The organism is Tepidicaulis sp. (genome assembly GCF_965222285.1).
Classification (GTDB): Bacteria; Pseudomonadota; Alphaproteobacteria; order Parvibaculales; family Parvibaculaceae; genus Tepidicaulis.
Genome location: NZ_OZ244942.1, coordinates 2,075,491 through 2,089,859, shown reverse-complemented (window position 1 = coordinate 2,089,859; position 14,369 = coordinate 2,075,491). Strand labels below are relative to the sequence as shown.

The 14,369-nt window shown below is 61.0% G+C and carries 13 protein-coding genes; 6 read left to right on the top strand and 7 right to left on the bottom strand.

Annotated features, from left to right (window positions below):
* The first annotated feature begins 125 nt into the window (after nt 1-125).
* The 3 genes from recA (at nt 126) to ACOQOT_RS09995 (ending at nt 5,429) form a co-directional block, all read left to right on the top strand.
* On the top strand, nt 126-1,235 hold the full coding sequence (gene recA / locus ACOQOT_RS10005) for a recombinase RecA (RefSeq protein WP_420559133.1): 1,110 nt from the start codon (nt 126-128) through the stop codon (nt 1,233-1,235).
* A 281-nt stretch (nt 1,236-1,516) separates the two neighbouring features.
* A complete protein-coding gene (alaS, locus tag ACOQOT_RS10000; RefSeq protein WP_420559132.1) occupies nt 1,517-4,192 on the top strand; it encodes an alanine--tRNA ligase in 2,676 nt (891 codons plus the stop codon).
* Nucleotides 4,182-5,429: a cyclic nucleotide-gated ion channel gene (locus ACOQOT_RS09995; RefSeq protein ID WP_420561935.1), complete on the top strand. Its 1,248-nt coding sequence runs from the start codon at nt 4,182-4,184 to the stop codon at nt 5,427-5,429. Before alaS ends, ACOQOT_RS09995 begins: the two co-directional genes overlap by 11 nt.
* A gap of 54 nt (nt 5,430-5,483) precedes the next feature.
* Here ACOQOT_RS09995 and ACOQOT_RS09990 read toward each other — a convergent pair whose 3' ends face one another.
* The gene (locus ACOQOT_RS09990; RefSeq protein ID WP_420559131.1) at nt 5,484-6,704 is read right to left on the bottom strand and encodes an NADP-dependent isocitrate dehydrogenase; all 1,221 of its coding nucleotides are present in this window, start codon (nt 6,702-6,704) and stop codon (nt 5,484-5,486) included.
* 253 nt (nt 6,705-6,957) lie between these two features.
* On the opposite strand from ACOQOT_RS09990, the gene ACOQOT_RS09985 reads away from it, so the two are divergent.
* Together ACOQOT_RS09985 and rpsD are read left to right on the top strand one after the other, a co-directional pair.
* The gene (locus ACOQOT_RS09985; protein WP_420559130.1) at nt 6,958-7,770 is read left to right on the top strand and encodes an RNA methyltransferase; all 813 of its coding nucleotides are present in this window, start codon (nt 6,958-6,960) and stop codon (nt 7,768-7,770) included.
* Nucleotides 7,771-7,973: 203 nt separating this feature from the next.
* Entirely contained in the window at nt 7,974-8,591 is a 618-nt protein-coding gene (rpsD, locus tag ACOQOT_RS09980) for a 30S ribosomal protein S4 (protein WP_420559129.1), read from the top strand.
* A gap of 557 nt (nt 8,592-9,148) precedes the next feature.
* Here the strand turns inward: rpsD and grxD are convergent.
* The 6 genes from grxD to purC form a co-directional block, all read right to left on the bottom strand.
* The gene (gene grxD, locus ACOQOT_RS09975) at nt 9,149-9,493 is read right to left on the bottom strand and encodes a Grx4 family monothiol glutaredoxin (RefSeq protein ID WP_045444496.1); all 345 of its coding nucleotides are present in this window, start codon (nt 9,491-9,493) and stop codon (nt 9,149-9,151) included.
* A 39-nt stretch (nt 9,494-9,532) separates the two neighbouring features.
* A complete protein-coding gene (locus tag ACOQOT_RS09970) occupies nt 9,533-9,769 on the bottom strand; it encodes a BolA family protein (protein ID WP_045444493.1) in 237 nt (78 codons plus the stop codon).
* A 30-nt stretch (nt 9,770-9,799) separates the two neighbouring features.
* Nucleotides 9,800-12,016, bottom strand: a complete 2,217-nt coding sequence (gene purL, locus ACOQOT_RS09965) for a phosphoribosylformylglycinamidine synthase subunit PurL (protein WP_420559128.1) — start codon at nt 12,014-12,016, stop codon at nt 9,800-9,802.
* On the bottom strand, nt 12,013-12,681 hold the full coding sequence (gene purQ, locus ACOQOT_RS09960) for a phosphoribosylformylglycinamidine synthase subunit PurQ (RefSeq protein ID WP_420559127.1): 669 nt from the start codon (nt 12,679-12,681) through the stop codon (nt 12,013-12,015). Before purQ ends, purL begins: the two co-directional genes overlap by 4 nt.
* Complete coding sequence (gene purS / locus ACOQOT_RS09955; protein WP_045444485.1) at nt 12,678-12,920, bottom strand: phosphoribosylformylglycinamidine synthase subunit PurS; 243 nt, start codon at nt 12,918-12,920, stop codon at nt 12,678-12,680. The genes purQ and purS overlap by 4 nt, the downstream gene beginning before the upstream one ends.
* A gap of 93 nt (nt 12,921-13,013) precedes the next feature.
* On the bottom strand, nt 13,014-13,781 hold the full coding sequence (gene purC, locus ACOQOT_RS09950) for a phosphoribosylaminoimidazolesuccinocarboxamide synthase (protein WP_420559126.1): 768 nt from the start codon (nt 13,779-13,781) through the stop codon (nt 13,014-13,016).
* A gap of 249 nt (nt 13,782-14,030) precedes the next feature.
* Between purC and ACOQOT_RS09945 the strand changes: the two genes are divergently transcribed.
* Nucleotides 14,031-14,354: a DUF1476 domain-containing protein gene (locus ACOQOT_RS09945; protein ID WP_121879632.1), complete on the top strand. Its 324-nt coding sequence runs from the start codon at nt 14,031-14,033 to the stop codon at nt 14,352-14,354.
* Nucleotides 14,355-14,369: the final 15 nt, after the last annotated feature.

Here is a 14,369-nt window from a genome sequence, read left to right as displayed (position 1 = left end):
GCGAACACGTTCCGATTTATCGTTTTAAAACAGCTGCTTATTGCATCGCTTGCCAATGAGAACAAAATATGTACATTTACTTCCATTGCGGGGCTACGGCCCCTGTGAAATAAGGGGTGCCGAAGATGGCGAAGAGCGATACAGCCGAAAACGTAGTCAGCCTTTCCAGGAAAGACGATAAGAGCGATATGGATAAGCAGAAGGCATTGGACGCAGCCTTGGGCCAGATCGAACGTTCCTTTGGCAAGGGATCGATCATGCGCCTCGGCAAGAACGAGCAGGTGGTCGAAATCGGGTCGATTTCCACCGGCTCTCTCGGTCTCGACGTGGCGCTTGGCATCGGGGGATTGCCGAAGGGCCGTGTGGTGGAAATTTACGGGCCGGAAAGCTCCGGTAAGACGACGCTGGCGCTGCACACGGTGGCCGAAGCGCAAAAGAGCGGCGGCGTCTGCGCCTTCGTCGATGCCGAACATGCGCTCGATCCCATTTATGCGCGCAAGCTGGGCGTCAATCTGGAAGACCTTCTGATCTCCCAGCCCGATACGGGCGAGCAGGGGCTTGAGATTGCCGACACGCTGGTACGCTCCGGCGCGGTGGATATTGTGGTGATCGACTCCGTGGCCGCTTTGACGCCGCGCGCCGAGCTTGAAGGCGATATGGGCGACAGTCTGCCCGGTCTTCAGGCCCGTTTGATGAGCCAGGCGCTGCGCAAGCTGACCGCTTCCATCGCCAAATCCAATTGCATGGTGATTTTCATCAACCAGATCCGCATGAAGATCGGGGTGATGTTTGGCAGCCCGGAAACGACGACGGGCGGCAATGCGCTGAAATTCTATGCCTCCGTGCGCCTCGATATCCGCCGTATCGGCTCGATCAAGGAGCGCGACGAGGTGGTGGGCAACAATGTCCGCGTCAAGGTGGTCAAGAACAAGGTTGCCCCGCCCTTCAAGCAGGTGGAATTCGACATCATGTATGGCGAGGGTATTTCCAAGACCGGTGAATTGCTCGATCTCGGGGTGAAGGCCGGGGTCGTGGAGAAATCGGGCGCCTGGTATTCCTATGACAGCCAGCGGATCGGCCAGGGCCGGGAAAACGCCAAGCAATTCCTCAAGGAAAATGTGGACATGGCCGCTTCCATCGAAAAGGCTGTGCGGGCAAATGCCGGGCTCGTTGCAACCGAGTTCGAAGGCGATGCCGAAGAGGGTGACGATGGCGATGAGGCCGAGACGGCCTGACCTGCCTCCCTCCGGGGCTAAAAGTTCCTGTGACGCCTCCTGAGGCGTTGAAGCGGCGCCGGTTCCCGGCGCCGCTTCTTGATTCCGGGGGCTCGTTTTTCGGGGCCTGCCCTTCTCCCCAGGTGCCACCGTTTGGCGGCGGGAGGGGGCGTTCTAATGGTAAGCGGGCGGGCGGCGCGGGCCTCCGGCGCCGCTGGACAGGGTAGGGCTTGCCTAGTAAAAGCTAGGCTCATGCTATTGCCGGTAACTGCCCACAAACCTTGACCTTTTGAGTGAATTTTATGAGCGGCCTGAACGATATTCGCGCGACGTTTCTCGATTATTTCGCCACCAATGGCCATGAGACCGTGCAATCGGCCTCGCTCGTTCCCTCGAACGATCCCACCCTGCTTTTCACCAATGCAGGCATGGTGCCCTTCAAGAACGTTTTCACCGGGGCGGAGAAGCGCCCTTACGTGCGCGCGGTTTCCTCGCAAAAATGCGTGCGCGCAGGCGGCAAGCATAACGATCTTGATAATGTGGGTTATACGGCGCGCCACCACACTTTCTTCGAGATGCTGGGCAATTTCTCCTTCGGCGATTATTTCAAGGCCGAGGCGATCGAGTTTGCCTGGAACCTGATTACGAAGGAATTCGGCCTGCCGAAGGACAAACTGCTGGCGACCGTCTATTCCGAAGACGATGAAGCCTTCGAGCTTTGGAAAAAGATCGCAGGCTTTTCCGACAGCAAGATCATCCGCATTCCGACCTCGGACAATTTCTGGTCCATGGGCGAGACGGGACCTTGCGGGCCCTGCTCAGAAATCTTCTACGATCACGGCGATCATATTCCGGGCGGACCTCCCGGCAGCCCGGATGAAGACGGCGACCGGTTTATCGAAATCTGGAACCTCGTCTTCATGCAGTTCGACCAGCTGACACCCGACAACCGGGTGGAATTGCCCAAGCCTTCCATCGACACAGGCATGGGGCTCGAGCGGATCAGCGCCGTGCTGCAGGGCACGCATGACAATTACGAGACGGATCTTTTCCGCGCGCTCATTGAGGCCTCGGCGCATGCCTCAAGCACCGAGCCGCGCGGCACCCATGGCGTCAGCCACCGTGTCATTGCCGACCATTTGCGTTCGTCTTCCTTCCTCATTGCCGACGGTGTGCTGCCGTCGAATGAAGGGCGCGGCTATGTGCTGCGCCGGATCATGCGCCGCGCCATGCGCCATGCTCAGCTTCTGGGCGCCAGCGATCCGATGATGTGGAAACTGGTGCCGGCGCTTGTTCAGCAGATGGGCGCGGCCTATCCGGAACTAACCCGTGCGCAAGCGCTCATCACCGAAACGCTGAAGCTGGAAGAAACCCGTTTCCGCGAAACGCTCGCCCGCGGCCTCAAGCTGCTCGATGAAGAAGTTGCGCAGCAGCAAGGGCAAGGCACATTGGCGGGTGAGACGGCCTTCAAGCTTTACGACACATACGGTTTTCCGCTCGATCTGACCCAGGATGCGCTACGCGGCCGGGGCATGGATGTGGACGTTGAAGGCTTCAATGAGGCCATGGCCCGCCAGAAGGCCGAAGCGCGCAAGGCCTGGTCGGGTTCTGGCGAGCAGGCAACCGAAACGCTCTGGTTCGAGCTGCGCGATGAAGCGGGTGCGAGCGAGTTTCTGGGCTATGAGAACGAAACGGCGGAAGGCAAGATCGTAGCGCTCGTCAAAGACGGCGCGCGGGTGGACGCCCTTTCAGCCGGCGATGAAGGCGCGGTCATTCTCAACCAGACGCCTTTTTACGGGGAAAGCGGCGGCCAGGTCGGCGATACCGGCGTGATCTTTACCGGCGCCGGGGCCGAATTCGAAGTGCGCGACACGCTGAAGAAAGTGGGCGATCTCATTGTCCATCTCGGCACGCTGAAACGCGGCAGCCTGAAAAGCGGTGACATAGCCGAATTGCAGGTGGACCGGGCGCGGCGCACGGCAACGCGCGCCAATCATTCCGCGACCCACCTCGTCCATGAGGCGCTGCGCCGGGTGCTGGGCGAGCATGTGGCGCAGAAGGGTTCGCTTGTCTCGCCGGAGCGGCTGCGTTTCGACTTTGCTCATCCCAAGCCGATGAGCGCGGAGGAGATCGCGAAGGTGGAAGAGATCGTCAACGATCAGATCCGCCGCAATGCCGATGTCTCGACCCGCCTGATGACGCCGGATGCGGCGATCGAAGCGGGCGCGCTGGCGCTTTTCGGTGAAAAGTACGGCGATGAAGTGCGCGTCCTTGCCATGGGCGAGCCCGATGAAGAGGGCAAGCGGCCTTATTCGGTGGAACTGTGCGGCGGCACCCATGTGCGCCGCCTCGGCGACATCGCGCTGTTCAAAATCATCTCGGAAGGGGCCGTGGGTTCGGGCGTACGGCGTATCGAAGCGCTGACGGGCGAGGGCGCGCGGCGCTATCTCGTCCATCAGGAAGAGATTGCGCGCGATGCGGCAGCCGCCCTGCGCGTGACGCCGGATGAAGTGCCGGCCCGCGTTATCTCCCTTGTCGAGGAGCGCAAGCGCCTGGAAAAGGAACTCGCCGATGCCAAGCGCAAGCTCGCGCTGGGCGGCGGCGGCGCGTCCTCTTCGGAGCAGGCGGCTGAGGAGCTTGGCGGTATCAAGCTCATTGCGCGCAAGCTCGACGGCGTCAATCCGAAGGACCTGCGCGGCATGATCGACGATGCCAAGAAGCAGATCGGCACCGGTATCGTGGCTTTCGTCACGGCGACCGAAGAAGGCAAGGCAGGCCTTGCCGTGGGCGTGACGGGCGATCTGACGGACCGCTATAGCGCGGTGGAACTCGTGCGCGCGGGCGCGGAAGCCGTGGGCGGCAAGGGCGGCGGCGGCCGGCCCGATATGGCCCAGGCAGGCGGCCCAGACGGGGCGAAAGCAGAAGCGGCACTCGGCGCCATCCGCGCCATGGTCAGCTCCCTTGCCGGTGCAGCCTGAAGGCCCGCATAACGCGTCCGGCGCCCATGGGCTGCGCCGCCGTCTCTATGTGGTGTTAGAGGCGGGCAAGACCGGCGATCTGCCCAGCATCATCTTCGACGTCTTTATGGTCGGGCTCATTCTGGCGAATGTCGCAGCCTTCGCGCTGCAGACCGTGCCGGAGATCGATGCGCGCTATGGTGCGGCGTTCTTTCAGTTCGAGATTTTCTCCATCACGGTTTTTACGGTGGAATATCTCGCCCGGCTCTGGGTGGCGGTGGATCATCCGACGGTGCGGCATCTTTCGCCCTTCAAGGCGCGGGCACGCTGGGCGCTGACCTGGCCGATGCTGATCGATCTTGCGGTGATCGCGCCTTTCTATCTTTCTTTCTTTTTCTTTATCGACTTGCGGGTGCTGCGGCTCTTCCGCCTCTTGCGGTTTTTCAAACTGGCGCGGTTCTCGCCCGCGCTTGCCACATTCGGGCGGGTGCTGGCGTCCGAAAGCCGGGCCATTATGGGCGCGCTCATCATTATGGCCGGTCTTCTCATGACCTCGGCAACGGCCATGTACTGGATCGAAGGGGAGGTGCAGCCGGCGCATTTCGGTTCCGTGCCCGATGCCATGTGGTGGGCGATCGCAACGCTCACCACCGTCGGCTACGGCGATGCGGTGCCCATCACGCTTCTCGGCAAGCTGGTGGGCGGCATCGTCATGCTGCTCGGGCTTTGCATGTTCGCGGTGCCGATTGCCATTGTTTCGAGCGGCTTTGCCCAGGAAATTCACCGGCGCGATTTCGTGGTGAACTGGGACATGGTGGCGCGTGTGCCGCTTTTTCAGGGGCTTGAGCCTTTTGCCGTCGGCGATCTTCTCAAACTCCTGCAATCCCAAATCATTCCCGCCGGCACGCTTATCACCCAGCGCGGGGAAGAGGCGGACGGCATGTATTTTATCGTTGTGGGCGAAGCGCGGGCCTATCTGCCCGGCGGCGTGGTGGACCTGGAGGAAGGCGATTTCTTCGGTCAGATGGCGCTCATCGATGCGCGCAAGCGCTCGGCCTCGGTGGAGGCGCTGACCCGCTGCCATGTGCTTAAGCTTTCGCGGGCCGATTTTCACCGCTTTGTCAGCCGCCACGAAAAGGCGTTCGAGAATATCTCTGCCGCCGCGCGCGCGCGTCAGCATGCCTTCGATGACAGCGATGAAATGGCGGAAGAAATTGCGGCGGAAAAGGAAAGCGTCCCGCCCAAAGCCGAAGGCTGAAACGAAAAAGGAGCCCGCAGGCTCCTTTTAGAATCTTGCTGCCATTGAAGAGGCTCAGGCTTTGCCCATTGCCTTGGCGAGGTTTTCATCGACCTTGTCGAGGAAGCCTTCGGTCGTGAGCCATTTCTGTTCGGCGCCGACGAGAAGGGCAAGGTCCTTCGTCATGTAGCCGCTTTCCACCGTGCGTACGCAGACCTTTTCCAGCTTGTCGGCAAATTCGGCCAGATCGTCGTTGCCGTCCTGCTTGGCGCGGTAGGAGAGGCCGCGCGTCCAGGCGAAGATGGAAGCGATGGAGTTGGTCGAGGTTTCCTCGCCGCGCTGATGGGCGCGGTAGTGGCGGGTGACAGTGCCGTGGGCCGCTTCCGCCTCGATCGTGTTGCCATCCGGCGTCATCAGCACGGAAGTCATAAGGCCGAGCGAGCCGAAGCCCTGGGCAACGGAGTCGGACTGTACGTCGCCGTCATAGTTCTTACAGGCCCAGACATAGCCGCCGCTCCATTTCATGGCGGAGGCCACCATGTCGTCGATCAGGCGGTGTTCATAGGTCAGCTTCTTGGCGTCGAGCTGGGATTTGAATTCGTTCTCGTAAACTTCCTGGAAGAGATCCTTGAAGCGCCCGTCATAGGCTTTCAGGATCGTGTTCTTCGTCGAAAGATAAATCGAATAGCCGCGGTCCATGCCGTATTTCATGCAGGCGCGGGCGAAGTCGCGGATCGACTCATCGAGGTTGTACATGCCCATGGCGACGCCGGAGCCCGGGAAGTCGTAAATCTCTTCCTCGATGGTTTCCTTGCCGTCTTCCGATTCCCATTTCACCGTCAGCTTGCCTTTGCCCGGCACGCGGAAGTCGGTGGCGCGGTACTGGTCGCCGAACGCATGGCGGCCGATGATGATCGGCTCCGTCCAGCCCGGCACGAGGCGGGGAATGTTGCGGCAGATGATCGGCTCACGGAAAACCGTGCCGCCGAGAATGTTACGGATGGTGCCGTTGGGCGAGCGCCACATTTTCTTGAGGCCGAATTCTTCCACGCGCGCCTCATCGGGGGTGATGGTCGCGCATTTGACGCCGACGCCGTGTTTCTTGATGGCGTTCGCAGCATCGACGGTCACCTGATCGTCGGTCGCATCGCGGTGCTCGATGCCCAGATCGTAGTAATCCAGCTTGATGTCCAGATAGGGAAGAATGAGCTTCTCTTTGATGAGCGCCCAGATGATCCGCGTCATCTCGTCGCCGTCGAGCTCGACAACCGGATTCTCGACCTTGATCTTGGACATCGATACGTACCTCGTTTATTGAGCGGACCGTGGCGGGCCGCTGGCCTCTTTGGGGTGGGACGGCCGGGGGGCCGCAGGCGGGATTCGTGTCTTATATAAGCCGCCAGAACCTATAGCATCCGGCGGTGATTGATAAAAGATCGCGGATCGCTTAAGCAGCGGCGCTGGCTTAGTTTTCCGCCTGTTTTCCGCATCTGGCGGGGCGGGCGGGAGCCAAGGAAACCGATTTTTGTGACGGGAATTTTAAGGGCGCATGGCCGGAACGGATAAACGCAAGGCAGACGCTGCGAAAAACCTGCCCAAGGGGCCGGCCATGGTGCTGGTGGTGCCGCAGCTCGGCGACAATATCGGCGCGGCGGCCCGTGCCATGCTGAATTTCGCCCTCACGGACCTGCGCCTTGTGGCGCCGCGCGACGGCTGGCCGAACCCGCGCGCCTGGAAGGCGGCCTCGGGCGCCGATTCGCTCTTGGACAATGCAAAAGTGGTGGCGACCACGGAAGAAGCGGTGGGCGATCTCGATTTCGTGCTGGCGACGACGGCGCGCCCGCGTGACATGGTCAAACCCGTCTATACGCCCGAGGAAGCGGTAAAGCGCATGCGCGCCCACCTGAAGGCAGGCGGCAATCCCGGCTTTCTCTTCGGGCCGGAGCGCACGGGGCTGACGAATGACGATCTGGCGCTGGCCGACGCGGTGGTGACGGTGCCGCTCAATCCCGCCTTTTCCTCGCTCAATCTCGCGCAGGCGGTGCTGCTCATGGCCTATGAGTGGAATAGGGCGGGCGATGAGACGCCGGACGAGGAATTGCCCATGGCCGATACGCGCCCGGCCAATAAGGACGAGCTTTTGGGGCTTTTTACCCATTTGGAAGAAGAGCTCGATGACACGGGCTTTCTGCGCCCGGAAGAAAAGCGCCCGGCCATGATCCGCAATATCAGGAATTTATTCCAAAGAGCGGCCATGACCGAGCAGGAGGTGCGCACCTTCCGGGGCATCATCTCCGCGCTCACCAAGCATGCTTACCGGCGCGCCCGGGAAGAGCTCGGCGCCAGGAAATCCGGGGATTAAGGGCCCTTTTGGCCAATTGACTTACGTGGAGGGGCGGTGTAAACCCAGCCCGTTCCTTGCGGGTCTGGCTTTCGCAGCCGGGCCCGCGGGCATTTACGCACCCGCGGGAGGGCCAGGCGCCTTGGCACCGTCTCCCTGTCGGCTTTCTTCGGGAAGCAGAGGAGGGCGCGTTTCCTGACACAAATAAAGACAAGGAAACCGCGATGAGCAAGCGCATCAGTTCCAAGTATAAACTCGACCGGCGTATGGGCGAAAACATCTGGGGCCGCCCGAAAAGCCCGGTCAACCGCCGCGAATACGGCCCCGGCCAGCACGGCCAGCGCCGCAAAGGCAAGCTGTCGGACTTCGGCATTCAGCTGCGCGCCAAGCAGAAGCTGAAAGGCTATTACGGCAACATCACCGAGAAACAGTTCAAGCGCACCTATCACGAAGCCACGCGCATGAAGGGCGACGCCGGTGAGAACTTCATCGGTCTTTTGGAGCGCCGCCTCGACGCGGTGATCTACCGCGCCAAATTCGTGCCGACCGTGTTCTCCGCGCGCCAGTTCATCAGCCACGGCCATGTGCTCGTGAACGGCAAGCGCGTCACGATCCCGAGCTACCGGGTGCGTGTGGGCGATGTCATCGAAGTGCGTGAGCGTATGCGCCAGCACCCGATCGTGCTCGAAGCCAGCCAGAGCGCCGAGCGCGACATGCCCGATTATATCGAGGTCGACCATTCCAAGATGAAGGCAAGCTTCGTGCGCGTGCCCGCGCTTGCCGATGTGCCCTATCCGGTGCAGATGGAACCGAACCTCATCATCGAATTCTATTCGCGCTAACGCGCTGGGGAATTCTGTTCGCGCTAAGTTTCGCGCGATTGCAAATTGAAAAAGCCGCGGGGTTCGCTCCGCGGCTTTTTTTGTTTCCGCTCGTCATGCTCGGGCTTGACCCGAGCATCTATGGGACGGTGGTGCCGGATGCGGAGGCTGCATGGACCCCGGGTCAAGCCCGGGGTGACGGCCTCATATGTGACTAAGGAAATACGTCCCTGCGGTGCGAGGAGGTGTGTCTTCGCGTTTGGGACGCACCCGCGCCCCCAGCACCCGCTCACGTCACCCCGCCCCGGCCCCCGAGCCGGGGGCCAAACGGCGTCTCCGCCTGCCGCAGCGCTGCGTGGACCCCGGGACAAGCCCGGGGTGACGGGCCTAATATGTGTCTAAGGAAAATATGTCCCTGTGGTGCGAGGCGGTGTGTCTTCGTGTTTGGGACGCACTGCGCCCCTGCACCTACTACCGTCACCCCGGCCCCCGACCGGGGTGATAGCTGCGGTCTGGGTAACGGCCACGCAAAAGAAAAGGGGCCTTGAAGGCCCCTTTGTGTTTCACACCAGCAATGCTTACTGCTGCGCGGGTTCGGCTTCGATGCCTTTGGCGGCGAGATATTCGCGTAGTTCGCCGTTTTCGAACATTTCGCGGATGATGTCGCAACCGCCCACGAATTCGCCCTTCACATAGAGCTGGGGAATGGTCGGCCAATCCGAGAATTCCTTGATGCCGTGGCGCAGCTCGTCCGTTTCCAGCACGTTCACGCCTTTGAAGGGCACGCCCAGATAGGTGAGCACCTGCACGACCGTGTTGGAGAAACCGCATTGCGGGAAGACCGGCGTACCTTTCATGAAAAGTACGACGTCGTTGTTTTCGATGTCGGAGCGGATTGCGCTGAAAACTTCGGGCTCGCTCATGTCGGGGTCCTTTTCAACTCTGAGATTTATGCGCCAATTTCATGCATTGGGGGCAGAGGTCTGCAGGGCCAGCGCATGAAGGGCGCCGCCCATCTGGCCGCGCAGGGCCTTGTAAACCATCTGATGCTGCTGCACCCGGCTTTTGCCTTCGAATTCCTTGGAAACGACCACGGCTGCATAATGATCGCCGTCACCTGCTAGATCCTGAATCTCCACCGTTGCGTCCGGCAGGGCGTCCTTGATCAGCGTTTCGATTTCCTTGGCGCTCATGGCCATGTCTTGTCTCCTTTGCCGAGCCTGCCTTGCTTAGGCGTTGGTATCGGGAGCGGCCATATAGGCCGGGAACCAGCCCTCATGGGCCTGGGCCAACTTATCCAATGATATGGTGAGCTGGCCGCTCAGTGTCAATTCACGTCCGCCTGTCCGCCCGAGCCGGGTCAGCGGAATGCCCGCTTTTTCCGCGTCTTTTTCAAGATCGCCTGCGCCGGCTTCGGCAATGGTGACGATGTAGCGGGCCTGATCTTCCCCGAAACCCCAGGCATGGAGCGGCAGGTCCGTTTCCGCCTCAAGCTCAGCGCCGATACCGCCCGCCATCGCCATTTCGGCAAGGGCGATAAGGAGGCCGCCGTCGGAGACGTCATGGACCGCCGTGACACGGGCCGAGCGGATGAGGGAGCGGACGAAATCGCCGTGGCGTTTTTCCGCGCCGAGGTCGACATGCGGGGCAGGGCCCTCGCGGCGGCCTTCGATATCGCGCAGATAGACGGACTGGCCGAGATGGCCGAGCGTTTCACCGATCACATAGATCGCCTCGCCTTCGCCCTTGAAGGCGGTGGTGGCGGTTTTGCCGAGATCGGGGATGAGGCCGACGCCGCCAATGGCGGGCGTGGGCATGATCGCCTGGCCGTTCGTTTCGTTGTAAAGCGAGACATTGCCGGAGACGACGGGGAAGGCAAGCGCTTCGCAAGCCTCGCCGATGCCCTTAATGCAGCCGACGAATTGGCCCATGATTTCCGGCTTTTCCGGATTGCCGAAATTGAGGTTGTCGGTAACGGCCAAAGGCTCGGCGCCCGAGGCGGTGATGTTGCGCCAGCATTCGGCAACCGCCTGCTTGCCGCCTTGAACGGGATCGGCAGTGCAATAACGCGGCGTCACATCGAGCGAGAAGGCAAGGCCCTTGTTGGAGTCCTTTACGCGCACGACGGCGGCGTCCGAACCCGGGCGCACAACGGTATTGCCCTGCACCAGATGGTCATATTGTTCCCAGACCCAGCGGCGCGAGCACATGTCGGGCGAGCCCAGCAGCTTCAGCAAAACCTCGCCGAGATCGTTCGGCGCGGGCACGCTTTCCGGGTCGAGCGGGGCGGGCGGTTTCGTCTCCACCCAGGGACGGTCATATTCAGGCGCTTCATCGCCCAGTTCCTTGATCGGCAGATCGCCCATCAAATCGCCATGGCGGAAGATGCGGAAGCGCAGATCGTCCGTCGTCTTGCCGACAACGGCAAAATCGAGATCCCATTTGCGGAAGACGGCTTCGGCCTCGGCCTGCTTTTCCGGATGCAGCACCATGAGCATGCGCTCCTGGCTTTCCGACAGCATCATCTCATAAGCGGTCATGCCTTCTTCGCGGCAGGGCACTTTGTCGAGGTCGAGCTCGACGCCGAGATTGCCTTTCGCGCCCATTTCAACGGCCGAGCAAGTCAACCCCGCCGCGCCCATGTCCTGAATGGCGATGACGGCACCCGTCGCCATCAGTTCGAGACAGGCTTCCAGCAGCAGCTTTTCGCCGAACGGGTCGCCGATCTGAACGGTGGGGCGCTTTTCTTCCGAGTCATCGTCGAATTCGGCAGAGGCCATGGTCGCGCCGTGGATGCCGTCGCGGCCCGTCTTGGAGCCGAGATAAACGATGGGCATGCCGACGCCCTTGGCTTCGGAAAGGAAAATCTTGTCCGTGTCGGCAAGGCCCGCGGCGAACGCATTGACGAGGCAGTTGCCATTATAGCTCGGGTCGAAGTTTACCTCGCCGCCCACAGTCGGCACGCCGAAGGAATTGCCATAACCGCCGATCCCGGCAACGACGCCGGAAACGATATGGCGGGTGCGCTCATGGGTGGGCGCGCCAAAGCGCAGCGCATTCATGGCCGCGATGGGCCGGGCGCCCATGGTGAAAACATCGCGCAGGATGCCGCCGACCCCCGTCGCCGCGCCCTGATAGGGCTCGATGTAAGAGGGGTGGTTGTGGCTTTCCATTTTGAAGACTACGGCTTCCCCGTCGCCGATATCGACGACGCCGGCATTTTCGCCGGGACCTTGAAGGACGCGCGGGCCTTTGGTCGGCAACGTGCGCAGCCATTTCTTCGAGGACTTATAGGAGCAGTGCTCGTTCCACATGGCCGAGAAGATGCCGAGCTCGGTGAGCGTCGGGGTGCGGCCGATCAGGTCCAGGATACGCTGATACTCGTCGGGCTTCAGCCCGTGTTCGGCAACCAGCTCGGGGGTGATTTCAATCTCGTTGGGGATCACGCAACAGTCTCCAACAGGCTTTCAAAAATGCCGCGGCCGTCGAGGCCGCCATGAAGGGGTTCCACCAGATTTTCCGGATGCGGCATCATGCCGAGCACATTGCCTTTTTCATTTATAATGCCGGCAATGTCGTTGATGGAGCCATTGGGGTTCGTGCCTTCCGCATAGCGGAAAACGACGCGGTGCTCGTCTTCCAGTTGGCGGATCGTGCCTTCGTCGGCGAAATAATTGCCGTCGTGATGGGCGACGGGGCAGCGGATGATCTGGCCTTGGGTATAGGCGTTCGTGAAGGCGGTGCGGTTGTTCGCGACTTCCAGCTTCACTTCCTTGCAGACGAATTTCAGATGCGCATTGCGCAGGAGCGCGCCCGGCAGGAGGCCGATTTCGGTGAGGATCTGAAACCCGTTGCAGACACCGAAGACGCGCACGCCCTTGGCAGCTTTCTTTTTCAGATCGGCGGTGATGCGGGCCTGCCCGGCAATGGCGCCGCAGCGCAGATAATCGCCATAGGAAAAGCCGCCCGGCACGGCGATGAGATCGACATCCGGGATTTCGGCATCGTCATGCCAGACCATGTAAGGGGCGGTGCCGGTCACCAGTTCCAGCGCGCGGGCAAGATCGCGTTCGCGGTTGATGCCGGGATAAACGATAACGGCGGATTTCATACGTCGAGCTCGATCGCGTAGTTTTCGATGACGGTATTGGCGAAGAGTTTCTTGCAGGCGTCTTCAAGCTGGGCGCGGGCTTTGGCCGGGTCCTGCTCGCTCAAAGTGACCTCGAAATATTTTCCCTGGCGCACATCGCCGATGCCGCCGAAGCCGAGCTGGCCGAGCGCATGTTCGATTGCTTTGCCTTGGGGGTCGAGAACGCCGTTTTTCAACGTAACAATTATACGAGCCTTCATGTACGAGCCTTTTAGGGGTCTTCGCGGGCCGGGGAGGCCGGATGGAGCGGAAAGGGACCGGCCTCTTCTTTTGGGGGAAGAGGCCGGCGCTTTTTACGATTTAACCAGCGTGGGGCCGGTGCGCTTTTTCGGATCGTTCTCGAAGAGAATACCGAGGCGGCGGGCCACTTCCTGATAAGCCTCGACAAGGCCGCCCATGTCGCGGCGGAACCGGTCCTTGTCCAGCTTGTCCTGGGTGGTGATGTCCCAGAGACGGCAGCTGTCGGGGCTGATTTCGTCGGCGAGCACGATGCGCATCATGTCGCCTTCATAAAGACGGCCGAACTCGACCTTGAAGTCGACGAGGCGGATGCCGACGCCGAGGAAAAGGCCGGTCAGGAAATCGTTGATCCTGAGCGCCAGCGCCATGATGTCGTCGATCTCCTGGGGCGTCGCCCAGCCGAAGGCGGTGATGTGCTCTTCGGAGACCATGGGATCGTGCAGCTCGTCGGCCTTGTAATAGAACTCGATGATCGAGCGGGGAAGGGGCGTGCCTTCCTCGATGCCGAGGCGCTTGGCGATGGAGCCGGCGGCAACGTTGCGCACCACGACCTCGATCGGAATGATCTCGACCTCACGAACCAGCTGCTCGCGCATGTTGAGCGAGCGGATGAAATGGGTCGGCACGCCGATATCGTTCAGCCGGGTGAAAATATATTCCGAAATCCGGTTGTTCAGAACGCCCTTGCCGTCGATCAACTCGTGCTTGGTGTTGTCGAAGGCAGTGGTGTCATCCTTGAAATGCTGGATGAGGGTGCCAGGCTCGGGGCCTTCATAAAGCACCTTGGCCTTTCCCTCATAAACCCGTCTGCGGCGGTTCATATGTGTGATTCCAATCAACTTGCACCCGTCCGACGGCGGCGGATGCCGGAAGGCGGGGGCGGGTCAGCCGTCGATTCCGCCCCGTTCAATGGCTCGGAAAGTACCCGAAGACCCAGACTTGCACAACGACCCTCTTGTCACTCAAAATATATATGAAAATCAACCGGTTGACGCTAATCTGCGCGGAGAGGCCGCCCAAGAGCGCCGATTTGCAGATTTGTGTCAAAGTTGTTCCCAAGGAGACCCGATATGTCGAGCTTCAGCGATCGCGAGAAAGCTTACGAAAACAAATTCGCGCATGACGCGGAGCTGCGCTTCAAGGCCCAGGCCCGGCGCAACAAGGCCCTTGGTTTGTGGGCGGCAAGCCTGCTCGGCAAGACGGGCGCGGAGGCGGAAGCCTATGCCGGCGAAGTCGTGAAAGCGGACCTGGAAGAGGCGGGCGAAGAGGATGTCTTCCGCAAGGTGCGCGGTGATTTCGATGCGGCCGGCGTCGATCAGTCGGACCATCAGATTCGCCGCCAGATGGCCGAATTGCTGGTGGCTGCCGCTGAGCAGATCGAAAAAGAGGCGTAAGACGCCTCACGCGGG

What these genes read in the sequence shown, in the direction of transcription:
- purQ (WP_420559127.1), bottom strand. Translation starts at nt 12,681, where the DNA reads ATGAAATCCGCCGTTATCGTTTATCCCGGCATCAACCGCGAACGCGAT.
- purC (WP_420559126.1), bottom strand. Translation starts at nt 13,781, where the DNA reads ATGAACCGCCGCAGACGGGTTTATGAGGGAAAGGCCAAGGTGCTTTAT.
- ACOQOT_RS09945 (WP_121879632.1), top strand. Translation starts at nt 14,031, where the DNA reads ATGTCGAGCTTCAGCGATCGCGAGAAAGCTTACGAAAACAAATTCGCG.
- ACOQOT_RS09970 (WP_045444493.1), bottom strand. Translation starts at nt 9,769, where the DNA reads ATGGCCATGAGCGCCAAGGAAATCGAAACGCTGATCAAGGACGCCCTG.
- rpsD (WP_420559129.1), top strand. Translation starts at nt 7,974, where the DNA reads ATGAGCAAGCGCATCAGTTCCAAGTATAAACTCGACCGGCGTATGGGC.
- alaS (WP_420559132.1), top strand. Translation starts at nt 1,517, where the DNA reads ATGAGCGGCCTGAACGATATTCGCGCGACGTTTCTCGATTATTTCGCC.
- ACOQOT_RS09985 (WP_420559130.1), top strand. Translation starts at nt 6,958, where the DNA reads ATGGCCGGAACGGATAAACGCAAGGCAGACGCTGCGAAAAACCTGCCC.
- recA (WP_420559133.1), top strand. Translation starts at nt 126, where the DNA reads ATGGCGAAGAGCGATACAGCCGAAAACGTAGTCAGCCTTTCCAGGAAA.
- ACOQOT_RS09990 (WP_420559131.1), bottom strand. Translation starts at nt 6,704, where the DNA reads ATGTCCAAGATCAAGGTCGAGAATCCGGTTGTCGAGCTCGACGGCGAC.
- purS (WP_045444485.1), bottom strand. Translation starts at nt 12,920, where the DNA reads ATGAAGGCTCGTATAATTGTTACGTTGAAAAACGGCGTTCTCGACCCC.
- grxD (WP_045444496.1), bottom strand. Translation starts at nt 9,493, where the DNA reads ATGAGCGAGCCCGAAGTTTTCAGCGCAATCCGCTCCGACATCGAAAAC.